Here is a 22,903-nt window from a genome sequence, read left to right on the forward strand (position 1 = left end):
TCACCCCCCTATCACGTCAACCTTTTTTTAGAAGAATCAGTCAGGAATTTGCATTTCAACATAAAGTAAAAGCGTATGATTTAATGATAAGTGTTGCAGTGGAATAGATTTGGGCGAATAGGTCTCCCAAGATGAAATCAATTTTTTTTGTTTGTTAAATAATGTCTATTGGATCTATAACTCTGTAAGAGTCAAACTAAAGGTGGGAACTATTAGATTATTTAAAACATCTCCAGAAGTCGTCCTCAGCCCCTAAAGGCCCTTACTAAGGCTGCTTAATGCTTTTTGTAAGAATAGCTCTTTGGGGATACCTCAGCTCCTGGCTGGCTATAGAAGTGAGCTGTTTAGGCAATGTATGGCCTTAAATTAGATAAAGTTCCAGTAAGCCAAATCACAGATTTATATATAATTGCAAATGATATTCATAATTATCAAACGAAATTTGTTAATATGATATAAATAAAATAAATTTTTTAACATTAATCTACTATCAGAATAATAAAGTGAATCAAGAGAATTACTGGATAAAGTCCCTAAGCTTAAGTAAGAATGCACTAGAAAATTCTTCATTAAAACCCATAAATACTAATCTCGAATATTTATCAACTGCTACTAATTTAATATTTGAATATAGAAGAGTTAGTTCAATAAATTTTAAATTTTCTACAACCTTTGGGCCTAAGGAGAATCCATTTAGACCATGGGATAAACGACTTCAAATAGATACAATAGGAAATAATCACATATTAATACTAAATAAATATCCAGTTCAGATAGGTCATATGTTATTAATAACAAGAAAATGGTATCCACAGGATGGCTGGCTAAATCAAACAGATTGGGAAGCTCTAAAAGCAGTCGAAAAGGATACTTCAGGCTTATGGTTTTTTAATAGTGGTCCAAAAGCAGGTGCCAGTCAAAATCATAGACACTTACAGCTTTTGAGGAGAAAAATATTAGATATATCATGTCCACTAGAGAGTTGGTATGAAGGAAATCAAAATATAAATCTATGTGAAAGTAGTCTACTAAGAAGAAATATATGTTCTGCTAAACGATCAATCAAGAATGAGACTGCTTATGATTTGCACAATACTTATATTAGGCTTTGCGATCGGATAGGGTTAGGTGCTCCAGATGATTCGACTAAACCAAATTACCCATACAATTTATTAATCTCTCCCAATTGGATAGGAATAATACGTAGGTCAAAGGAATATGCATATGGTTTTAGTCTAAATGCATTAGCATTTGCTGGATATCTTCTTGGAACAAATAAATCTAATAATGATTGGTTAAATAAGAATGGTCCTATCAAATTACTTGAAGAGGTAGTAGCTGATTAGTTTATTGAATCAGCCGACAACTCATTATCTCGATTTATTTGCTCTTCTAAGGTCTTAATAGAAGCTGTTAACGCTGAGATTCGACGTTCTAAAGCATCTCTGTAGAAAACCATTAGTTCTAATTTTCTCTTATGTATTTTCTGACGTCTTTGAGCAGATGAATCATTTGAATTGCAAAAGTCAGTGATAAACATAATGATTTTTCTTTAATAATAGAGATATTTATTGAACAAAGCGAGTTGAGAACGATATTGATCATAAAAACACAACAAAGGGATTTTGAAGAACCTATAAAACATATCCATCTAGTACTCTTTCAATATGTAAAAAGAAAATAATGGAGTTGAACAAAGGGATTTAGCGAATTAGCCTTAAATAAGTCGGTTCGTTTCAGTGCCATCATCTGACAAAGAAGGATCAAAACGAATATCAGTTGATTTACCAGTTGAGTTAATAGAACGTTTTGATGAATTAAAAACTCAATGGGGACTACGAAGGCGTGGAGCTGTATTAGAGAGACTTTTAGACACATTATTTAATGATAATGATGATATTAATAATCACACTACTAATGAATTATTTACCAAGGGTGTATATCAGCAGGAATTAATTGAGTCTAATAATAGCGCAGAGCAAACAACTGAGTATATAGAGGACAATTCCATAGTTTTAATTAATGCAGATATAATAGAGAAAAAAGATTTGGGTAATAATCCAAGTATCAATTATACTAATGATGAACAAAAATTGCAGGAAAAACCATCCCCTAAATTATCAAATATCAATTTACCTGGATTTGTAAGTAGCAGAGCTCAAAAACTAAAAAAGAGTCTAGGAAGGTCTAAAAACATAGATAATAATTATGATTCAATTATACATACAATTAAAGAAACTGAAGTCGAATTATGTATTAAAGAGTCTCTTTCCCACTGGATTTCATTATATGGTAACAAACCAAGAGAGGAGGTAATTGAGGCAGCGATGATATGGTTTGCCAGAGAAATCTGGCCGTATTTAGATAATACTCAGAATCTACCTTTTACTTGGCATGCAGCCAGTGAAATGATTACTAAAATGTGCCCATTTTGGAAAAAAGAAAATCCATCTTTTGAAATAATAATTGTTATGGCAGGCGTACTAGAAGATCCATTTGCTACTCACACTTTAGTAAATAGGATCCCAACACTGATTAGACGGTTTGTTAATAGTTTTAAGCGAAGAACTAATGTAACCTCTTTCCAAACTTTAGAGTCAACGATGACTATAACTGGGGCTCTAAAATTGTTAGGTTTGCCAACAACAGCAGGAAAATCAGTTTCACTTTCTACAGTCAGAGATGCTTATAAAACAAAGGCACTACAAAATCATCCTGATTCTGGAGGTTCAACAGAAATTATGCGCAAGATCAATGAAGCTTATCAACTATTAAAAGATTTATATAAGAAAAAACCAACTTAGTGTCTAATCAATCTAGATTGAGACTTATTACAAGTCTTACTATTAGTCTCATAGGGGATCAATGAGCATTATTCCAATAGGATTTATTATTCCGAGAATTTGGTTACTCGATTTTGGTTTTTATGAGAAAAGTATTGAAAAGTGAGTCTCAGATCTCATTGGTCTACTTAGAGTCCAATTGCAGGACTAACAATGAGTCTAATATAAGACAAGCAATTTAGATTTTTTCTTTAATTTTAAATGTTTTTGCCTATAAGAAGCTCATGCCATTAAAAAGTGGAGAGTTTTAATCGTAAATTAACTATTTCGCGTTCGACCTCTGTCCATACAGATGTTAGCATTGAAAAAACCAATCATAGACTTGCTTTAGAGATATGCGTAACTGTCATTACTGCAGTTACGCAAACACCACCAGTTCTCTTTTGTATTTTTCCTTCCTCCACTTACCTATTAGGTCTTCGACTTTTTATGTCACATGTATTAGATGGGACTCATAGGAAGACTCATAAATAGACTCAGCTAAGACAACTGGTACTTTCACAATCCTTTAGTTATGAGCCCTGCCTACTGATCCGTCAAATGTTATACAGCCTGGCGAAACCTGCCATGTAACCTGTGCTGATATTGATACTTCAGGGAGAGGAATTTGTCGTCACAACAATTTTGTTCTTGTAGTTGCTGGTTTGTTACCAGGAGAGGAAGCTCTAGTTAAATGTGAATACATGAAGAAAAACTTTTGCTTAGCCTCTCTTATCAAGATTATAAAGAAATCACCATTAAGAGTTAATCCTAAATGTTCCTTTTATTCAGACTGTGGAGGATGTTCAATGCAAGAAATAGAACCCCACTATCAATTTGCAATCAAAAAGAAATTGCTAATAAATGCTTTAAGTAGGATTGGCAAATTAAACGATTTTCCTGAACCAATTTCTATTACGCCTAGCCAATTCTTTCACTACAGGAATAAATCGACCTTTCCTGTCTACAATGAAAGCTACGGAAATACAATCATTGGCTATTACCAGCGAAATAGTCACAAGATTGTAGATATAGATAATTGCCCTGTCTTAGATCATAAAATAAATAAGGCCCTATCAGATATAAGACTAATTCTAAAGGATAATCACATTAATGCGGATCATGACATCAGACGAAAAGGTGGATTACGACATATTTCTATTAGATCTGGTATTAATACAAATGAAGTTTTAATCACTTTTGTTTCAAATTTTTCTATAAAAAAATTGCTATTTCCAATAACAAATAAATTGAATGGAAGTGAATCAAATGTAGTAGGGATTTTAAATAATATTCAACCAAAACCTAATAACAAAATATTTGGAGCAACTACAGAAATCTTAACTGGAAGAGATTATATTTACGATAAATTTTGTCATATGGATATTCTAATAGGAAGCACATCATTCTTCCAGGTAAATTTAGTAGAAGCTGAAAAGGCTATTAATTGTATTCGTAATATAATTTCTAATACTAATAAAATAGTTCGTATTATAGATGCTTATTCAGGTATAGGAACTATGTCAATTCCATTAGCTAGTGATGGCTACAGGGTAATCGGGATTGAAATTAATAATGAGGCACATGAAATAGCTATAAGAAATGCTGAAATTAATAATATAAAAACCATAACTTTTGAAAACCAAGATGTAACTAAATATTTGCCTAAAATCCTTTTACCTAATGACTTCTTGATTCTTGATCCTCCCAGAAAAGGGCTTGATCCTTCTCTTATAGATGTTATTACAAAACTGATGCCTATTCATATATGTTATTTAAGCTGTAATCCAGCTACGTTAGCAAGAGACTTATCACTTATATTGCGTGAACATAAATATTCTATTATATCAATAACTGCATTTGATTTTTTCCCTCAAACAACACATTTAGAAACATTAGTATATTTAAAAAGATTAACTTCTTAATTCAGCTGAAAATTCTACCTTTAACTTTTCTCTAATTTTATCATGAATAGGGGAAACTTCCTCTTCCTTTAGGGTATCTTTGTTCTTTCTATATCTTATTCTAAAAGCCTGACTTACTTTACCCTTTGGAATGTTATCTCCTTCATAACGATCGATCAAATAAGCATCTTCGACGAGAGGACGGCCCGTTTTTATTATTAAGTTAGAAATATCTAATGATTGTATATTATTATCTACTAATAGTGCTATATCTCTTTCCATTGAAGGTACAGTTGGGAATTGTTTAAAACTTATATTTAACTTATTTTTACGGGTAGAAGACTGTAGAATTAAATTGAAATTTAACTCAAAAATATAAATAGGGTAATCAATATTTAAATCAGATAATTTAGAAGGGTGTAATTCTCCAAAAAAACCTAATTCTTTACCTTCAAGTTTTAACATGGAGGACTTACCAGGATGCAATAATTGGTTTTCATCTAACTTTTCATCTGTGATATTTATATTTAAACTATTTAGTGCTGAGTGTAAAATACCTCTACTTTGAAAATAGTCTAACGATGAATTCTTAGTCTCAGTTTGCCATTGACCAATTGATTTATTACCAACTAAAGCTCCACATAATAAGCTTGTTTCATTGATTCTTCCTGAATCAATATTATAAATCTTTCCTATTTCATAAATCCAACATCCTTTTTGCTCATAAGCCATATTTCTCTGACAGATATTCAAATGTTCTTGCCATAGGTTTGTTCGTAAATGGCTAGTTTCACTTAACAGAGGATTAGATATTGCTACTTGATTTTTACTATATTGGTCTTTTGCTACAAGCGACAAAGTAACTACTTCTTGAAAACCAACAGAAGTTAATGATTCTCTAACCTTTCTCTCAATTTTCTGTTTAGGTGTCAAACCTCCTGGTCTTAATGGATTTGGTAAATTAGAGTCAAATCTGTCATAACCAATTAAACGAGAAATCTCTTCAATTAAATCAATCTCTCTCTTCAAATCTAATTTTCGATTAGCAGGTACCTCTACAAGCCAACCCTTAACATCTTTTTGTAACTTACAACCTAAAGATATGAGAGATTGCTCTATCTCATGATCATCAATATTTCTTAGTGTATTTATTTGTGATTCACCTGATTTATCAATATTGTTTGAATTGTCACCTGCGTTAATATTTGTTTTATGTTCTACTACTTTCCCTAAGGTTTTGTTTATTTTTTCTCTTCTAAGTAATAATAGTTGTTCTTCTATTACTAATTCTCTGTTTATCCATTTTTCTAGAATCTGACAATCAAATGTTTTAGTAAGAAGATTGAGGCATCGTTCAACTGAGCTTATTGTTATTTCGGGTGAGATCCCCTTTTCAAACCTAGTACTAGATTCAGTACGTTTACCTATCTCCCTAGAAGAAATTCTTACAGAGCTAGGAGAGAAAAGTGCAGCTTCTAACCATATCTTTCTAGTTTCCTTATTCACACAAGAATTCTTACCTCCTATTATTCCGGCTATAGCGATAATGATATTGGAGCAAGTTATAACATCTACTTTAGAAGAAAGTGAATAATCAATCCCATCTATTCCTATTAAATTTTCACCTGTCTTTGCTTTTCTAATACCAAAATCATTTATTGTAACCTCTTTTCCAGTTAACTCACAAAGCAGATCAGCGTCAAATGCATGAAGGGGTTGACCTTGTTCTAGCATTGTATAATTAGTTAAATCTACAATTGCATTTATAGAATTAATACCAGCATTCCTTAATCTAGATTTTACTTCTTCTGACGAATCGTTATTTCCATTAAGATTATCAATAAGATTTAACGAGTATACTTCATTGCGAGAGGCAAATTTCTTTGATTCAACATTATGGTCAAATTCCTTGTAATCTTTATGTAATAAATCAATCGCAGGTAATTTAAGTTTTGTGTTATTTATAGCTGATACCTCTCTAGCAATGCCGACCATAGATAACCCATCAGGTCTATTAGCGGTAATAGCTAAATCAAATATTATTTCGTCTAATCCCAATTGTTTTTTAGGGCATACTCCAATCTTTGGTATTGCAATATTCATTTCCTCAAGTATTGCTATTCCATCGTTATTAGGAGGCAAGCCCAATTCTGATAAGGAACAGATCATACCTTGACTAATTTGACCTCTTAAATGACTAGTCTTTATAGTTAAATCAATATCTTTAAGGTAAGTCCCTTCAGTAGCAACTAGAACATGTATACCTGATCGAATGTTTTTTGCTCCACAGACAATCTGTATAGCTTCGGATTTTCCAATATCAACCTTGCAAACGCTTAATTTGTCAGCATTTGGATGCGGAGATATATCGATAACGTAACCAGTAACAATACCTTCAAGAGAAGCTGACAAGTCAATTAGCTCTTCCACCTCAAAGCCAGCCATAGAAAGAGAATCAGCAAGTTCCTCGACATCACAATGGATATCTACAAGTTCGTTCAACCAAGATAGCGAAACCTTCATTTTGATTTTCTGTTATTCATTGATCCTACGGTTTAAAAGTATTGGTTTTAAAAATACACTTCAGCTTGTAGGATATAGGTTCTACAAAGTATCGTAAAAACGATACTACGTTCTTATGGCTAAAAAAGGGACCAGGATAGTTGTAACCTTGGAATGTACGGAGTGTCGTTCCGCACCAGCGTCTGAGAAACGCTCTCCTGGTGTCTCTAGATACACTACCGAAAAAAACCGAAGGAATACCTCAGATAGGCTAGAACTTAAAAAGTTCTGTCCACAGCTAAACAAAATGACAATCCATAAAGAGATCAAATAGGTCATTATCATTAAACAATTCATCTAAATTAGAAATGCCAAATTCACTTTTTAAAAAAAAGCTTTCACCAATAAAGCCAGGTGATCCTATTGATTATAAAGATGTAGAAACTCTCAAGAAATTCATTACAGAAAGGGGGAAAATTCTACCTAGAAGACTCACCGGATTAACTGCAAAACAACAAAGGGACCTAACTACTGCAGTTAAACGAGCTCGTATAATTGCTCTTTTGCCCTTTGTAAATCCTGAAGGATAAACAAAATTAATCACTAATTAAATAGTTTATTGCTTTATAATTTCAATAAATAATGGTACATAAAAGAGCATTTACTAGAAAATGCTTAATAGAAAGTAAATCAATCTTAGGCCGTGACATTATAAGTAACAAGGATCATCATAAATATAAGGATATTACTAACCTAAAAACCTATACCATAGACGACCCCAATACTATAGAAATAGACGATGCTATCTCATTAGAAAAAAGAGGAGATAAATGTTTTCTATGGATACATATTGCTAATCCAGCAGAAACTATCAGTTTAAATAGCGCATTGGCTCAAGAAGCTATGATTAGGTCAAGTACTATTTATCTAGCAGAATCGATAAGTTATATGTTTCCTAAGGAACTTATTCGGGAAAAAATAAGTTTAGTTCAAGGGAAAGAATCGCTTGCTATTAGTCTAAAATTAGAGTTAAGTGATAAAGGTGATATTAATAGTTTCTCAATAGAAAGAACAAAGATTAAACCAGATTATAAGCTTAGTTATGAAGAGGCTAACGAAATTCTAGATTATCAACCTAAGGAAGAAACTGAATTGATTATATTTTATAATCTTATAAACCAGCATTACAATAATAGAATTAAACAAGGAGCAATAATTATAGAAGAGTCTGAAGGCATAATATTTAAGAAGGATAACTACTATCAACATAAAATAAGAAAAATGAGTCCATCAAGAAGACTTATTAGTGAGTCAATGATAATTTACGGAGAACTAATTGCAGAATATTGCTTTTCAAAGAAAATAGTTATTTTTTATAGAAATCAATCTCCAGCTACATTAGTGGATATAAAAAAGCTTAAATTCTTTAATAATAATCATGTAAAGAATTATATTTTAAAAAGTAGTTTAGGGAAATCTAATATTGAAATAAAACCTAAAAAGCATTATAGCCTTGCTTTAAATAAATATTCTCAGGCTACCTCACCTTTAAGAAGGTATTGTGATTTTATAAATCAACACCAATTGTTATCATATTTCAATAATAAGAAGCAATTGTCCGAGGTTGAAATGCTTTCAATCCTAGATAAAGTTAAGTTATCTCAAACACAAAACATACAGTTAACAAGAGCAAATAAAAGAAATTCTATATTATCTTATTTAGAGCATACAAAGAAAAAAAAATGGAATGTGATCTTTATGAGATGGATGGTCAAAAAAGAAAAGCTAGCATTACTTTACTTTTCAGATATTTATCTTGACATAGTATGTTCTCTAAATGGTTATGATCAGGACTTACTTGGCTATGAGTTCATAATTCATTTAGACCAACTAGATTCTGGTCTAGATATAATTAAAGTAACTGCTATAAACTATAATTGAAATAATTTTAGTTTGATAAATACAATATAAAACGGTACTATAGGCATATATTCAATTTGAAAATGTGACTATTACAATCACAACTCCTCTATATTATGTAAATGATAAACCACATCTAGGTAGCACTTATACAACGATTGCATGCGATGCATTTGCAAGATATAAAAAACTTAATGGCAATAACGTTGTTTTTATTACTGGTGTTGATGAGCACGGCCAGAAAATTGAAAGGACAGCAAAGGCTAACAATATTAGTCCTTCTGATCATTGCAGCAAAATAGCAAGTCAATATGAGATGCTTTGGAAAAAGTGGTCTATATCTAACGATAAGTTCATTCGAACAACATCATCACAACACAAAACATTAGTTGAGAAATTCTTTCACCGAGTCGATCAAAATGGAGATATTAGATTAGGGCGACAGCAGGGATGGTATTGCGTTGGCTGCGAGGAATATAAGGATGATCCACCAGGGGCAAAAGATCCAATTTGTTCAACACATAAGATGCCACTTGAATGGCGAGACGAAGAGAACCTCTTTTTTTGTCTGTCAAAATATCAAACAAAAATTGAAAACCTTATCTCACAACCAAACTTTGTCCAACCAATATCACGTAGAAATGAAATTATCAATTTCGTTTCTAAAGGGCTTAAGGATTTTTCAATCTCTCGAGTAAATATAAGCTGGGGTATCCCAGTACCAGGATTTAAAGGACATACTTTCTATGTATGGTTTGATGCACTTTTAGGATATTTGTCAGGCTTACAAACAAAAGGAGAAGTAGAACTAGATGAACTCAATAACTATGGATGGCCAGCAGATGTTCATGTGATTGGAAAAGATATTTTAAGATTCCATGCTGTCTACTGGCCAGCAATGCTTATGTCAGCAGGTTTGGACCTACCTCACAGGGTTTTTGGACATGGTTTCCTAACCAGAGAAGGTAATAAAATGGGAAAATCCCTTGGAAATGTACTTGACCCTGAATTACTCCTCGATAAATATGGGGAGGATCCCGTAAGATGGTACTTATTAAGTGATATTAAATTTGGACAAGATGGTGATTTTCAGGAAAAGAGATTTATAGATCTAACAAATAATGATCTAGCAAATACTATAGGCAATTTATTAAATAGAACTTCTTCTATGTCAAGAAAGTGGTTTAGCAATTGTGTTCCAAATATTCACAAGGAAAATGAAAATAATGAACTTAAGCTTCTTGCCTCTAAAACAATTAGCGATGTAATTAATTATTATGAGCAATTATCATTCAAAGAAGCATGCAAGGCAATTCTAGATTTGGCCTCTTCTTCTAATTTATATTTAAATGATAATGAACCTTGGAAGCTTATAAAGCAAAACTCCGAAAGAGAACTAGTTTCTTATCATTTATACAATGTTTTAGAAAGCTGTCGTATTGTTGCAACTCTAATAGCCCCAGTGCTTCCTAACTTAAGCAGAAAGATACTTAATCAATTAGGTTTTTTTGATAGTCTTCAGTCCTGGGAGCACCAACTTGTTTGGGGTGTATTAGAAAAGGGTCAGGAATTACCAGAACCATCGCCAATAATTCCTAGATTAGAATGAGCTATGTATAGCATTATATTTAAATTATTTATAGCTCTAGGATTAGTTGGTTGTTCTTCCGAACAATCTAAGGTTAAGCAGCCATCATTCAAATTTACCAATATAAACCTTGAGCAATTAGATAATAATGGTAATAAACAGTTTTCATTTACTACAAAGAAAGCAGAAATAGTTGAAATTTCTAAATCTCTAACGGCTAAAGAACCAGTACTCATATTCTATCAAGGTAATAAGCCATATTATAAAATTCAATCAAATAAAGCTTCACTAATTAATAATGGACAATTAATTACACTAAAAAATAAAGTGACTATGCAATCTATTAATAATACGAATTTAAATTTATTAACTGATCTTATAAAATGGGATAAAGATAATTCCAGGGCAGAACTATCTGGATCGATCATCTCACGCATTAATGGTTCTATGTTTAGATCAAGTAAGGCAGTTTACGACCATACTAATAATACTATTGAGTTTATCGGTATAAAGAAATTTACTTTTAGCGATAAATCATTGTCTAAAACAATAAAAGTTAAAGCGGATAAAGCAATTTGGTATGCAAATCAAAATAGATTGTATTTTAGTTCGAACGATTCTCAAGTAAGAACTTCAATAGACTTTTCAGATATCTTAAAGAATTTATAACATTTTACTTATCTTTTTAGACCAACCATCTATCCATACCTCGTCTGATTTAGTGAAGCATCTTTCAGACCATCCTCCGACAATTAACCAGCTGTTCGACTTTATTGGGAAAACCATAATAGAGGGCAAGTCCTTAATGATACTATCAAATTCTACTTTTCCTGGATAAAACTTTGTATTTACCAGTGAAATATACTTTCCTTTCTTTGTTGAGCTAAGGCAAATTGTTCCAGGAGAAAATTCAGTTTCGCTTAAAAGTCCTCTTTTTAAAATTGTTTGATTATTATTGTAAATCAGAACTGTACATGAAGCTGTTGCTGTAAGTATCATCTGAGTTCCCCAGGCCAATTCATTCCTAACTTCGAAAGACAAATCTTCATTAATAATAAAACCCTCAAAACCTACCAAGTTACTATTAGATTTCTTAATTGGATTTTCATCTAATTGAAGAAAACCAACTAAAATAATAGAAATCGATGTTAATGCTGCGATAATTTCTGCTCTTTGCAAGGTTGGAGTTACTTCGTGAATACTAAGGTTGTTTATTAATGTTAGAACTATCATTAATAAACCTATAGAGAAGGCTATCGTGGAAGACTTACGCATATAGAATTAAACTAATTCAAATAGAATGAAAAATAACCAGTTAAAAATTAGGTAGCAATAAGGTGGAATTACTATACATAATTAATAAATATAGACAAAATTCAAAAATAATGCCAATATAGAGATCATTACTAATATTAACTGTGATAAAAAAATCTACTTTTTTAATCATCATATCCTTCTTCCTAGCAATGTCTCTCTCCTTTGCTAATCCAGCTTTAGCATCAAATGCTAGTAACAGTTTAATTACTCATATGCAGCAAACACTTAGCTTTTCTGTGCTTAATTATGAACCAAAGGATCCAAGTACATTACAAGAACCTATTACAGACCCTAATTTCAATGTAATGCGAAAGCAAGAATTAGGTAAGGCAAAGGCAATTCCTTTAGTTGTTGGTATATTAATAATTGCAGTCGCAGCTCCAATTGCTACCTGGCTATACTTTTCTAAGTAGGATTAATACCTTTGTATGATCAACAAACGTAATAAGAATAACTTAATATTAGTTTCAGGGCCAATAAAAAGTGGTAAAAGCAGATGGGCCGAAAAACTAATATTTAAAGAAAAGAATGTAACATATATTGCTACACATGAGGTAATCTATGATAATAAAGACTGGATAGAAAGAATAAGATTACATAAACAAAGAAGACCATCACATTGGCAATTAATTGAGACTTCAGACATATCATCATCACTAAAATCTATCGATAAGGGAAATTCTATATTAATAGATTCACTAGGAGGAGTAGTTTCCAAATATCTAAATTACGACAGCGTAAAATGGAACACTTACTCAAGCTTAATTATAGAAAAACTTACAAAATTTGAAGGAGTGATTGTTATAGTTGCTGAAGAAATTGGTTGGGGAGTATCCCCTTATACAGAATCAGGTAATATTTTTAGAGACCGTTTGAGTGAATTAACAGAAAAATTAGATACTTATGCAAAACAAAGTTGGCTGGTAATTCATGGACGAGCAATAAATATCTCAATTAATAGTTCTCGTATATAATTAATGGACAAGAAGATCATAAATAAATTAAGCATTGCTCTTTATGAGCCTAGAATTCCTCAGAACACAGGAAATATAGGCAGAACATGCCTAGCATTTGACTTTGATTTACACTTAATATTACCACTAGGGTTTGAAATAAATAATAAACGACTCAAGAGAGCAGGTTTAGATTACTGGAAGTATATTAACCTAGAATTACATGAATCTTTTGCTCACTATAGTAAATTTATAAATCCTTCAAGGATTATAGGATTTAGCAAAGAAGGGGGTATTCCACTAAGTAAGATAGAGTTTCAGAGTAACGATAGTTTATTATTTGGAAGAGAAGATCTAGGATTACCTTCACATGTGAAGAACAAATGTGATTTTATGGCAACAATACCAATGCCAGGTAAATCAAATTCTAAAAATGATAATGGAGTTAGAAGTTTAAATTTATCTGTAGCATGTGGGATAGCATCCTTCTGCAGCTTTAATTGTCTTAATCATGTAGAACATTAGTTTGCCTAACATCGTTCTAAAAATATTTATAATAATGTTTATTGATTATTTACCGTTAAACTCGTTGGTAATTCAATTGAATTAAGTTTCCATTTAAATAAATTATATCGTATCCAATGGGCCTTTATTTCTTGATTAGAATTCTTTACTTTGCTACTTAATACAAATTTATTAATATTAGAGTAATAGAGTTTAATATCAGCCTTGTCTTTTTGATTTAATTTACTTTCATAATTGTTCTTTTTGTTGTGTAATTTATTAGAACTCTTTGTTTTTGTTAATTTTCCTTGATTAAGCAATAGGCTAAGCCCCCTAGGAGTAATTGTTGCTGTAACTGTAGACTCAACTACACTCTTAATAATCGGGTTTAGTACCATTATCTTTATATCTGCAAAAGGACTATCAGCTAATTTACTATTTGTTCTTTTCTGAAGTTCTGGGACTAATTGATTGGTTAAACTTATCCTTAGTGAATTATAGTCTATAAATTTACTTGCTTTTTCTGTATCATTCTTGTCTATAGCTTGTTTAAAATTAAATATAGCTAAATATGGAGTTAGGTAAATATATGAACCAGAAATTAAAGGAAATAGTAATAATAGAGGCGAAGCTAGGAAAGGAATTTTATTATTTTTCATTAAAGTAGAATATAAGTATATTCATAGAATAAGATAAAATTCGTTAATATGCAATTAGTTTTTTTTAAGATAATATCAACTTTAAGAGAATGATACCTGATAATTTAGAAATACTAATAATAAGCGAATAAAAAAGGATGTATTTATATTTAGGTTATAATTATTGGCTTTAAACATACAATAACCAATAAATAGCAATTTCTGCTCTAATCAATGATGTACATTTGTGGGGTACTATTGTATAAGAATTTAATATTTGTAGGGCGACGCTCTGTCGGACAACATCTGTTATTGTACTATTTTGATCATTTAACTCTTTTGGATTATGATTGAAAATCGAGTCAGTGTAGCTCAGCTGGTTAGAGCACAGCATTCATAACGCTGAGGTCGAGAGTTCAAGTCTCTCCACTGACATATCAATTAGTCTAATCAAAGCAATAAATTAAAAATATAATTAGTTGACATTTAAATTTAAAACAACAAATATTATTTATATAATTTATAGCCATTGAAATAATAGTAACATGTGAATAAAGTAATAATTCTTTTATAGATTAATATTGTTCAAATTTATAGCTACTTAATAACAAGAAAAGCTATCTCTTAGTACTGGCTATATTTCTATCTCTTTTTGTTGTAACTCTATTTATAGGATGTTTTATTAACTCATTTTTTAAATATGAAAGTATTTTTGTGTGTGATGTTGAATTGAATTTTTTAAGTATCGACATGTTCCATTTTGCTTGTTTCATTCTATAAGAGCCTTAATAAATATTCTCACTACACTCACAATAGTTGTAAATGTATGTTAAATTGGAAAAGGTTTGTAAAATATAACAAGCCTAATAAAATTATTCAATTTATTTTTCCAGTTGATTATGACAGAAGGATGTTTAAGAGTCGGCCAAATGGCACCCAACTTCACTGCAGAAGCTGTTGTAGACCAAGAATTTAAGCAGATTTCACTCACTGATTACAGAGGTAAGTGGGTTGTACTTTTTTTCTATCCCCTTGATTTTACCTTTGTATGTCCGACAGAAATAACCGCTTTTAGCGACCGATTCTCAGATTTTTCCTCAAAAAGCACAGAAATACTTGGTGTGTCAGTTGATAGCAAACATTGTCATCTTGCGTGGATACAAACTCCACGCAACAGGGGTGGAATTGGAGATATAACTTATCCACTTGTTTCTGATCTTAAACGTGAAATAGCTACTGCTTATAATGTGCTTAATGATGATGGCGAGGCCGATAGAGGCCTATTCCTAATAAATCCAGAAGGTATTATTATGCATTGCACTATAAACAAGGCTCCAGTAGGAAGAAATGTAGATGAAACATTGAGAATACTTCAAGGGTATCAATATGTAGCGTCTAATCCTGACAAAGTTTGTCCAGCCAACTGGAATCCTGGAGATAAAACAATGCTTGAGGATCCAAAAGGAAGTAAGGAGTATTTCGCTAGTCTATAAGTACATAAAAAACTAATTCATATATAAGTATTTAGGAAGTCAAGCAGTTATTCCCACTAGGAAAGTAATACAACAAATATATATAGATATTGCTGATAATATATGGCGAAAATGTGTAATTGAAAGTTTTCTACATTGAAAATCACTTAAGCAAGTATTTGCTATTAGATAATTAAGCAAACCACACAACACAGTAAAGCTAATAAAGACTAATATATGAGTTGATGGTAATATGATATTGGCATTATATTGAATCAGATATTTGGAATAAATATTATTTATTTGATCAATTTCTATATTACTAATATTATACGAGAATGGTATATAAAATATTAGCGTTCCTAATAAAAATAACGAATGTACAGAACGCCGCACCAATATATATATTATTAGAACTATATACGGTATTAGAAATAGATATGATTTAAATTGCTGGAAGTAAAGTGTACTGTTCGCTATAGATATATTACTTTCTATTTCTATAAAACTCTGAATGAAGAATCTAATTAAAAATATTAGAGCACTATATGCAGCGATAATTGAGACGATTAAGGAGATTAAATACTTTCTATTCTTGATTTTATTTTTATGTTCATTTTTAGTTTGAGAATGTACTGGTATACAAATTTCATTCCAACTTCTAAGCCATTCAATAGCCATGTAAACCGGAATAAGAGCTGCAAAATAAGATAATAATTGATAAATAATACTATAACTTGTTATTATATTTGATTGATATGTATCAAGTAGATTTAATTCTAATAATAGTCTACCTACAATAAAAAATATGATAAATGAACCTAAATGAAATAATGCTCTAGGTCCCCGAAGTCTTTTATTTATTATTTTTTCAATTATAAATTTCATCAATTATAGGCCATTATCTGAAAGAATTTCGTTAAATCTCTTAGAGGATATAGACTCCTCATAAATCAACTCATTGACAATTTGATCTGCAACTTTCCTTTGAGGATTAAGTTTTTCTAAAGCTATTGACATAGCTCTTTTAAGTAAAAGTCTTACTTGTCCGTCAATAGCCTTTGTTGTTTTATTAGCATAAATAGACTTCGATCGTAATAACTCCCTTCCCAAATAATTAGGAACACTATTGGTAGGAATTGATATCAAGCCAAGGCTTGAGAAGCCATATTGCATAACCATTTCACGAGCAATAATAGTTGCTTGTTTTAAATTATTACATGAAATCTGTGTTAATTCCGATTCGCCAAAAACAATTGTTTCCATAGCCCTTCCTCCTAGGGCTACAATTAGCTTTGAAAATAAATATTTTTTATGAGCTATACCACTGTCAAGATTTTCATCTGATGGAATTAACCGCGTAAAACCTCCTATATCATTTGGTCTTCTTAGAATAGTTATTTTATCTACCTTATCTGTACATTTTGTTAAGTAGGCCAATAATGCTTTACCAGCTTCATTGTAAGCAATTATTTTTTGGTGAATATAGCTATTACCATGATTTGTAAGTTGTCCAATTGTAATTTTATCTATGGATTTGTTTAATTGTCTTGTTCCGATTGAGGATTGATTATCTCTTGCCGCAATAATAGCTGCTTCATTTAATAAATTACAAAGTTCGGCTCCAGAAAAACCCACTGTCTTATTAGCCCAATCATTTAAATCAACCTCTTCTGATAAAGGTTTGGACAGTGAATGTATCGACAGTATTTGCAATCTACCTTTCCTGTCTGGAAGATTGACATTAATCACTCGATCAAATCGTCCTGGTCTTATTAAGGCTTGGTCCAGAATATCTGCCCTATTAGTAGCTGCTATAACAATAATTCCAGAATTATCTGTGAATCCATCCATTTCTGTGAGTAATTGATTTAAGGTTTGTTCTCTTTCGTCATTACCTCCTCCAAGGCCTATTCCCCTTTGTCTTCCAATTGCATCAATTTCATCTATAAAAATGATGCAGGGCTTTTTCTCCTTCGCCTGTGCAAAAACACTTCTAACTCTTGTTGCCCCTATTCCTACAAATAGTTCAACAAATTCGGAAGCAGTAGTTGAAATGAAAGGGACATTTGCTTCTCCTGCTATTGCTTTAGCTAAAAGAGTTTTGCCAGTTCCAGGAGGGCCAACTAAAAGAAAACCTTTAGGTAATCTTGCGCCCATTTTGGTATATATCTCTGGATTAGACAAAAAGGAAACGATTTCTCTTACTTCATCTACTGCTTCTGGTATTCCAGCTACATCTTGAAATTTAGTATCTATACTTGATGGGTCATTTATTTTTGTATTCCCTGCAAAAAAGGAAAGATTTTTTCCAAGCAAACCTAGTGATTTTTTTAATATAAAACTACAGAAAATAAGAAATATGATAAAAGTTGAAATTGAGGCAGTTATTGATGCTGCTGCTTCTTCTGATGAAATATCCTTTACAACCAGATCTGTCGCTGAAAGCTCAGCGGTACGTAATATTAATTGATCATTAGGAAAGATTGAAACTATAAATGATTCTCCATTTTTATAAATAGCTTTAACTTGTCTTCGTGCTGGGATAAGAACTAACGATTGAACCTCTCCGGTTTGAATATCGTTAAGAAGCTGGCTATAGCTAGGAGTCTTAGAATTATTCTCTGATATAAAGCTTGAGGCCACGGTGAATTGAATAAGCTTGTGGTTTTCTCATTATTAACTTAATGAAAATAATAAAAATCCATAGTATAAATAGTTATCTGCAAAATAACTACAATTTGACGAAATGGCTAATAAAGCACGATAATAAAAATACAAAAAGATTTTTTAATGGCAGTTCCAAAGAAAAAGACTTCTAAAGGCAAACGGAATCAAAGACATGCTGTCTGGAAGGCTAAAGCTGGGGATGCAGCTCAAAAGGCTCTTTCTCTAGGCAAATCAATCTTAAGTGGCCGAGCCCAGGGCTTTGTATACCCCATTCAAGAAGAGGATAGTGAGGAATAGATATAAAGGAATTATGAACCAAGTTTGAATGCTTCTAGTACAACTGCATAGGTGATACCAATTCTAATGTTATCTAAAATCAATAAATAAGATTCTTTTTGATTATTTAATAGAGCCCTTCTTAATCTGACAGAAATTTCAACTAAAATAACTAGTGGAATAACTACTAAAGATCTTTGTGTAAATAAAACTAAAAAGTAGGTTGTTAATATTGACGCTAAATAATAACCAACAAGTAATGATATTAATCCTATCGACCTAACTTTCCAGGGACCAAATAATGCTTTTGAAATAAATCCTGTTATATATTTAATAAAGGAATTGTAGTTTGTATTATAGATCTTCATCATATTTTGCCATTAAGTATGGAGTAAAGACAAGAATAATTAATCATAGATTCTTTAGTATGTCCATAAAATATTTTGGATGACATGTGATTGTCTCCAAGGTGATCTACCACTAAATCAGCATGTGGAGTTGATCTAGGGGCGGACTTTATCCAAGGGGATAATGTCATAATACACTTTAATTGAGCTGATTTAGCAGCCTGACAACCAATTATAGAGTCCTCTATAGCTAATGAATTTTGTGGCAAGGAATTACTTCTTTTTAATGCCAAATCATAAGCTTCAGAGTCAGGTTTATGGCAATTAACATCTTCTCCAGAAATAATTCCGGAAAATAAGAGTTTATGATTTGGAAAATATCTATTAAGTATTGCATTGACAGCTAAAATGCTTGATGTCGTAACAATCCATTGCTTAACATTTTTAGAATAGAGTTCATTTATTAATCGACTAACTCCTATTCGTAAATCTAATTTACCAGCACTTACTAATGAATTATAGTGAAATTGTTTTCTTTTATGTATTAGCTTAGCCTGTTCAAGGGATAAATATGTATTAATTTCTTCAAAATATTTAATTATTCTGCTAAGACCTCCTCCTATCGATAATAGCCTTATATATAGCTCTTCATCCCAGTTCCACATTAATGAATATTCTGAGAATGCTAAATTGAATGCTATCCTATGGCCAGACATCTCTGTATTGGCTATTGTTCCATCAAGATCCCAAAAAACGGTATTTAAGGCTTCCATTAGTAAATGATTTTATATAATTCTACTAAAATTATTTTATCTTAACAGGAAATAATATTGTCAAACCTTACCTGGGAAATACCAAAACATATAGATTTTCACTCTATAGAATATGATTATTTAGGAACAATTATAAAAGAGATACTTTACCGCAGAGGTTTTCAGAGCAAGTCAGATATTCAGAACTTTATTGAGCCAAGCAAACCACCAAACGCTCTCTTCCATTTTCCATTTCTAAACATAGCTTCAGAGCGAGTAATAAGTGCGATAAAAAATCATGAAGAAATAGCAATTTGTGGTGATTACGATGCTGATGGAATGACAAGTACAGCATTACTTATAGATGTACTAACTAAATTAAATGCAAAACCTATACCGTTGATTCCTTCTAGGCAAGATGATGGTTATGGACTAAATAAAGCTATAATAGATAAGATAGTAGCCTTAAATATAAATTTACTAATTACAGTAGATAATGGTGTATCAGCAATAGAAGAACTTAAGTACGCCAAAAGTCTTGGTATAGATGTCATAGTTACAGATCACCACAAAATAAATCATCAACTTAATGACGCATTTGCTCTGATACATCCTGAGACTACACCTGAGAAATCACCTTACAGATCAATTGCAGGAGTAGGTGTTACGTATATACTGGCTGAAGATATAGCAAAAAAGTTAAATAAGGAAGAAATTCTAAATTTATCGAAAGACTTATTATGTATAGGAACGATTGCTGATATGTCTAAATTAGAAGGTGCTAATAGATATTGGTTAAAACATTGGATATATAAACTTAAGGATTCAACAAGTTTAGGTTTACAAGCAATCTACAAAAATAGCAAACTAAATAATCTGCAAATAAAAACTAATGACATTAGCTTCAAAATAGCTCCCCGAATTAATTCAATAGGACGAATCGATGACCCAAAATTGATTCTTGATTTGTTAATAGAAAAAGATCAATCAAAGGTTGATCACATGGCAAATAGGTGTGAGGAGATTAATAGGCTTAGGAAAAAACTTTGCTTAATTGTAGAAAAAGAAGCCTTGAATATTCTTGAAAAGAAAGATGCCCAAATAGATTCTTTTATTTTACTTGCTCAAGGTCATTGGAATCATGGGGTAATAGGCATAGTCGCTTCAAGAATTATGAATAAATATTTAAGGCCTACAGCTATCCTTTCAAGTGAAGGAGAAGGGCTATTAAGGGCATCAGTTAGATCACCAAAAAACTTTCATGTCACTGAAGCACTTGGGAAATGCTCAGATTTGTTAGAGAAATATGGAGGTCATGCTGCTGCAGCTGGTTTTACTGTCAAAGCTTCTAATCTAATGGCGCTCGAAAAAAAACTAAATTCAATAGCTGAAACCTGGTTGAGCCAAAACGAAGTAGCCAAAATCTCGCCAGAAGCACGTATAGATTTCTCACAAATTAATGATGAATTATTAGGTGATCTGAAGAAACTAGAGCCTTTTGGTATTGGTAATCAAAAGCCATTATTTTGGACTAACTCATGTGAAGTAACTAAATATAGAATTGGATATTTTGGAGAGTTAAGAATTAGCCTTAAGAATGCAGATATTAGCTTTGATGCAATCAAATGGGAATTCTCTAAAAAAGATATTAATTTGCCCAAAACAATAAATATAGCCTTTAATATTGATATTTCAACTAAGCAAGATAAAGATATAGTTTGTTTAAACATAGTTGACTTTGTCCCTGATTTTAAAATTAAGAAATTTAGATTAAATCAAAGGATATATTCTTGTGAGGAAAATGTAAATAAAACAATCAGTATTTATAACAAGGATAATCAAAAGATTCTTTGTGATATTCAATCAAAAAGTAAATTCATCGATTGTATTAAGGATTTGCATCCCTACACAATAGTCATCATAAAGGAGGCAATGACTGTCCTTGGGATCAAACTCTAAATAATATAGTGAATTGCTTTTCTATTGAGTACTTAACTTACTTAAGCTCCTCTTCTATAAAAGACTAAAGCAATAATGGCTGGCCCAGCGAGAGCTACTGCTACAAGAGGAAGAAGGTTGCCCATTTTACGTACGAAATTTGTTTTTGTATTATAAATCTCAGATGGATCAATTAAGATGAAATGTATTTTTTGTAATTTCTCTGTCATCTACAGATAAAATTTAATTTATTGATTAGCCATGGCTAGACCTTTAAAATGGAGTTGTATAGAGCAGTGTGGGGCATGTTGCAAGCTCTCCCCTGAAAGTAGAACCGAAGCGATGGAGGTACTAAATAATGAAGAGCAAGAATTGTACTTATCACTTGTTGGTATAGATGGATGGTGTAAGTTCTACGACAAGGCACGGAGAAAATGTACTGTTTACAAAACTAGGCCTAGCTTTTGCGATGTAAAAAATTTATGTACAACTTTCAAAATCTCAGAGTCAAACACCGAGTCTTTTGCAATTAAGTGCTGTAAAGAACAAATAAAACATATCCATGGAGCAAGAAGCAGAGAGATGAAAAGGTTTATTTCTAATATTAAACAAGTAAAATAATATTATTATGACTGCAAAGGATTTACTAAATATTACCAAGGAAAACTCAGAAAACGGTTTTTACCAAACGTTAGTAACCACATTTACAGCAGTATTTCTAGCTGAACTTGGAGACAAGACACAAATAGCTACATTCATGTTATCAGCTGAGACTGGACGACCATTTATTGTATTTATAGCAGCGGCTACAGCTCTAATATTATCAAGTCTTATGGGAGTTGCAATAGGATCTGTATTGTCTAAAAGGATCAATCCAAGAACCCTAAACACAGTTGCCGGATTTCTAATGATTACAATAAGCTTATTTATGCTATTTGAAATAATAGAAGGCAATAATATTCTTACTAATATACTAAAATGATATCTGCAATCTTTATCTCTACCTTCTTGACTATATTCCTAGCGGAATTAGGAGATAAAACTCAAATAGCGACTTTGGCAATTAGTGGGACTAGCAAAAGACCATTAGCTGTATTTATTGGCTCATCAAGCGCACTAGTTTTAGCAAGTTTTCTTGGAGTGGCTTTAGGAGGTTCAATATCGAACGTCATTCCTACTTATATATTGCAAATAACTGCTTCTATAGGGTTTTTCATAATAGGCCTAAGCCTTCTCATATCAACCAAAGAAACTACTTAAGAGGACAACTCCAAGGTTGAGGCTTGACTAAAACGAAATA

26 protein-coding genes and 1 tRNA gene are annotated in these 22,903 nt (G+C 31.7%); 19 read left to right on the forward strand and 8 right to left on the reverse strand.

Annotated elements, in window-relative coordinates:
* The first annotated feature begins 503 nt into the window (after window positions 1–503).
* Window positions 504–1,346 (forward strand): ATP adenylyltransferase family protein, encoded by an 843-nt coding sequence (locus PRO_RS04730; protein WP_011125113.1) that lies wholly within the window; start codon window positions 504–506, stop codon window positions 1,344–1,346.
* Here the strand turns inward: PRO_RS04730 and PRO_RS04735 are convergent.
* Complete coding sequence (locus PRO_RS04735; protein WP_011125114.1) at window positions 1,343–1,540, reverse strand: hypothetical protein; 198 nt, start codon at window positions 1,538–1,540, stop codon at window positions 1,343–1,345. The two genes, PRO_RS04730 and PRO_RS04735, sit on opposite strands and share 4 nt — an antisense overlap.
* Window positions 1,541–1,739: 199 nt before the next feature.
* Between PRO_RS04735 and PRO_RS04740 the strand changes: the two genes are divergently transcribed.
* From PRO_RS04740 to rlmD, 3 genes are all read left to right on the forward strand, one after another.
* Window positions 1,740–2,804, forward strand: coding sequence for a DnaJ domain-containing protein (locus PRO_RS04740; RefSeq protein WP_011125115.1), 1,065 nt, complete (start codon window positions 1,740–1,742; stop codon window positions 2,802–2,804).
* A 276-nt stretch (window positions 2,805–3,080) separates the two neighbouring features.
* Complete coding sequence (locus PRO_RS04745; RefSeq protein WP_011125116.1) at window positions 3,081–3,317, forward strand: hypothetical protein; 237 nt, start codon at window positions 3,081–3,083, stop codon at window positions 3,315–3,317.
* 110 nt (window positions 3,318–3,427) lie between these two features.
* Window positions 3,428–4,747 (forward strand): 23S rRNA (uracil(1939)-C(5))-methyltransferase RlmD, encoded by a 1,320-nt coding sequence (gene rlmD / locus PRO_RS04750; protein ID WP_080724830.1) that lies wholly within the window; start codon window positions 3,428–3,430, stop codon window positions 4,745–4,747.
* On the opposite strand, the gene pheT is transcribed toward rlmD, so the two are convergent.
* On the reverse strand, window positions 4,736–7,249 hold the full coding sequence (pheT, locus tag PRO_RS04755) for a phenylalanine--tRNA ligase subunit beta (protein ID WP_011125118.1): 2,514 nt from the start codon (window positions 7,247–7,249) through the stop codon (window positions 4,736–4,738). The genes rlmD and pheT overlap by 12 nt on opposite strands.
* A 115-nt stretch (window positions 7,250–7,364) precedes the next feature.
* Between pheT and rpmG the strand changes: the two genes are divergently transcribed.
* From rpmG to lptC, 5 genes are all read left to right on the forward strand, one after another.
* Complete coding sequence (gene rpmG / locus PRO_RS04760; RefSeq protein ID WP_011125119.1) at window positions 7,365–7,562, forward strand: 50S ribosomal protein L33; 198 nt, start codon at window positions 7,365–7,367, stop codon at window positions 7,560–7,562.
* Window positions 7,563–7,596: 34 nt separating this feature from the next.
* On the forward strand, window positions 7,597–7,818 hold the full coding sequence (gene rpsR, locus PRO_RS04765) for a 30S ribosomal protein S18 (RefSeq protein WP_011125120.1): 222 nt from the start codon (window positions 7,597–7,599) through the stop codon (window positions 7,816–7,818).
* A gap of 52 nt (window positions 7,819–7,870) precedes the next feature.
* On the forward strand, window positions 7,871–9,169 hold the full coding sequence (locus PRO_RS04770) for a ribonuclease catalytic domain-containing protein (RefSeq protein WP_011125121.1): 1,299 nt from the start codon (window positions 7,871–7,873) through the stop codon (window positions 9,167–9,169).
* A gap of 64 nt (window positions 9,170–9,233) precedes the next feature.
* Window positions 9,234–10,757, forward strand: a complete 1,524-nt coding sequence (gene metG / locus PRO_RS04775; protein WP_011125122.1) for a methionine--tRNA ligase — start codon at window positions 9,234–9,236, stop codon at window positions 10,755–10,757.
* Window positions 10,758–10,760: 3 nt separating this feature from the next.
* Window positions 10,761–11,405, forward strand: a complete 645-nt coding sequence (lptC, locus tag PRO_RS04780) for an LPS export ABC transporter periplasmic protein LptC (protein ID WP_011125123.1) — start codon at window positions 10,761–10,763, stop codon at window positions 11,403–11,405.
* On the opposite strand, the gene PRO_RS04785 is transcribed toward lptC, so the two are convergent.
* Complete coding sequence (locus tag PRO_RS04785; protein ID WP_036892243.1) at window positions 11,400–12,011, reverse strand: cofactor assembly of complex C subunit B; 612 nt, start codon at window positions 12,009–12,011, stop codon at window positions 11,400–11,402. The two genes, lptC and PRO_RS04785, sit on opposite strands and share 6 nt — an antisense overlap.
* A gap of 191 nt (window positions 12,012–12,202) precedes the next feature.
* Between PRO_RS04785 and PRO_RS04790 the strand changes: the two genes are divergently transcribed.
* Genes PRO_RS04790 through PRO_RS04800 form a run of 3 tightly spaced genes read left to right on the forward strand, consistent with a single transcriptional unit; the run spans window position 12,203 to window position 13,531 of the window.
* Window positions 12,203–12,466 (forward strand): hypothetical protein, encoded by a 264-nt coding sequence (locus PRO_RS04790; protein WP_052039716.1) that lies wholly within the window; start codon window positions 12,203–12,205, stop codon window positions 12,464–12,466.
* A 15-nt stretch (window positions 12,467–12,481) separates the two neighbouring features.
* Window positions 12,482–13,027 (forward strand): bifunctional adenosylcobinamide kinase/adenosylcobinamide-phosphate guanylyltransferase, encoded by a 546-nt coding sequence (locus PRO_RS04795; RefSeq protein WP_011125126.1) that lies wholly within the window; start codon window positions 12,482–12,484, stop codon window positions 13,025–13,027.
* 3 nt (window positions 13,028–13,030) lie between these two features.
* Entirely contained in the window at window positions 13,031–13,531 is a 501-nt protein-coding gene (locus tag PRO_RS04800; RefSeq protein ID WP_011125127.1) for a tRNA (cytidine(34)-2'-O)-methyltransferase, read from the forward strand.
* 38 nt (window positions 13,532–13,569) lie between these two features.
* Here PRO_RS04800 and PRO_RS04805 read toward each other — a convergent pair whose 3' ends face one another.
* Window positions 13,570–14,169 (reverse strand): DUF2939 domain-containing protein, encoded by a 600-nt coding sequence (locus PRO_RS04805; protein WP_011125128.1) that lies wholly within the window; start codon window positions 14,167–14,169, stop codon window positions 13,570–13,572.
* A gap of 340 nt (window positions 14,170–14,509) precedes the next feature.
* Here PRO_RS04805 and PRO_RS04810 point away from each other — a divergent pair.
* Window positions 14,510–14,583 (forward strand) — tRNA-Met (locus PRO_RS04810).
* Between the two features lie 464 nt (window positions 14,584–15,047).
* Window positions 15,048–15,641 carry a peroxiredoxin gene (locus tag PRO_RS04815; RefSeq protein WP_011125130.1) on the forward strand — a complete coding sequence of 198 codons (594 nt, stop codon included), beginning with the start codon at window positions 15,048–15,050 and terminating at the stop codon, window positions 15,639–15,641.
* 870 nt (window positions 15,642–16,511) lie between these two features.
* Here the strand turns inward: PRO_RS04815 and PRO_RS04820 are convergent.
* On the reverse strand, window positions 16,512–18,266 hold the full coding sequence (locus PRO_RS04820; RefSeq protein ID WP_011125132.1) for an ATP-dependent metallopeptidase FtsH/Yme1/Tma family protein: 1,755 nt from the start codon (window positions 18,264–18,266) through the stop codon (window positions 16,512–16,514).
* Between the two features lie 147 nt (window positions 18,267–18,413).
* On the opposite strand from PRO_RS04820, the gene rpmF reads away from it, so the two are divergent.
* Window positions 18,414–18,587 carry a 50S ribosomal protein L32 gene (rpmF, locus tag PRO_RS04825; RefSeq protein ID WP_011125133.1) on the forward strand — a complete coding sequence of 58 codons (174 nt, stop codon included), beginning with the start codon at window positions 18,414–18,416 and terminating at the stop codon, window positions 18,585–18,587.
* 11 nt (window positions 18,588–18,598) lie between these two features.
* Here the strand turns inward: rpmF and PRO_RS04830 are convergent, their stop codons facing one another.
* Both PRO_RS04830 and PRO_RS04835 read right to left on the reverse strand, forming a co-directional pair.
* Complete coding sequence (locus tag PRO_RS04830; RefSeq protein WP_052039717.1) at window positions 18,599–18,937, reverse strand: DUF565 domain-containing protein; 339 nt, start codon at window positions 18,935–18,937, stop codon at window positions 18,599–18,601.
* On the reverse strand, window positions 18,934–19,686 hold the full coding sequence (locus tag PRO_RS04835) for an HAD family hydrolase (protein WP_011125135.1): 753 nt from the start codon (window positions 19,684–19,686) through the stop codon (window positions 18,934–18,936). The genes PRO_RS04830 and PRO_RS04835 overlap by 4 nt, the downstream gene beginning before the upstream one ends.
* A 57-nt stretch (window positions 19,687–19,743) precedes the next feature.
* Between PRO_RS04835 and recJ the strand changes: the two genes are divergently transcribed.
* Window positions 19,744–21,624 carry a single-stranded-DNA-specific exonuclease RecJ gene (gene recJ, locus PRO_RS04840; protein WP_011125136.1) on the forward strand — a complete coding sequence of 627 codons (1,881 nt, stop codon included), beginning with the start codon at window positions 19,744–19,746 and terminating at the stop codon, window positions 21,622–21,624.
* Between the two features lie 41 nt (window positions 21,625–21,665).
* Here recJ and psb30 read toward each other — a convergent pair whose 3' ends face one another.
* Window positions 21,666–21,833, reverse strand: coding sequence for a photosystem II reaction center protein Ycf12/Psb30 (gene psb30 / locus PRO_RS09530; protein ID WP_080724826.1), 168 nt, complete (start codon window positions 21,831–21,833; stop codon window positions 21,666–21,668).
* 31 nt (window positions 21,834–21,864) lie between these two features.
* Here psb30 and PRO_RS04850 point away from each other — a divergent pair, with 31 nt between their 5' ends.
* The 3 genes from PRO_RS04850 to PRO_RS04860 are packed head-to-tail and all read left to right on the forward strand — an operon-like array spanning window position 21,865 to window position 22,863.
* The gene (locus tag PRO_RS04850) at window positions 21,865–22,224 is read left to right on the forward strand and encodes a YkgJ family cysteine cluster protein (protein ID WP_011125137.1); all 360 of its coding nucleotides are present in this window, start codon (window positions 21,865–21,867) and stop codon (window positions 22,222–22,224) included.
* A 7-nt stretch (window positions 22,225–22,231) separates the two neighbouring features.
* Window positions 22,232–22,585 (forward strand): TMEM165/GDT1 family protein, encoded by a 354-nt coding sequence (locus tag PRO_RS04855; RefSeq protein WP_011125138.1) that lies wholly within the window; start codon window positions 22,232–22,234, stop codon window positions 22,583–22,585.
* Window positions 22,582–22,863 carry a TMEM165/GDT1 family protein gene (locus tag PRO_RS04860; protein WP_011125139.1) on the forward strand — a complete coding sequence of 94 codons (282 nt, stop codon included), beginning with the start codon at window positions 22,582–22,584 and terminating at the stop codon, window positions 22,861–22,863. Before PRO_RS04855 ends, PRO_RS04860 begins: the two co-directional genes overlap by 4 nt.
* The last annotated feature ends 40 nt before the right edge of the window (window positions 22,864–22,903 follow it).

The organism is Prochlorococcus marinus subsp. marinus str. CCMP1375, assembly GCF_000007925.1.
Classification (GTDB): domain Bacteria; phylum Cyanobacteriota; class Cyanobacteriia; order PCC-6307; family Cyanobiaceae; genus Prochlorococcus_E; species Prochlorococcus_E marinus.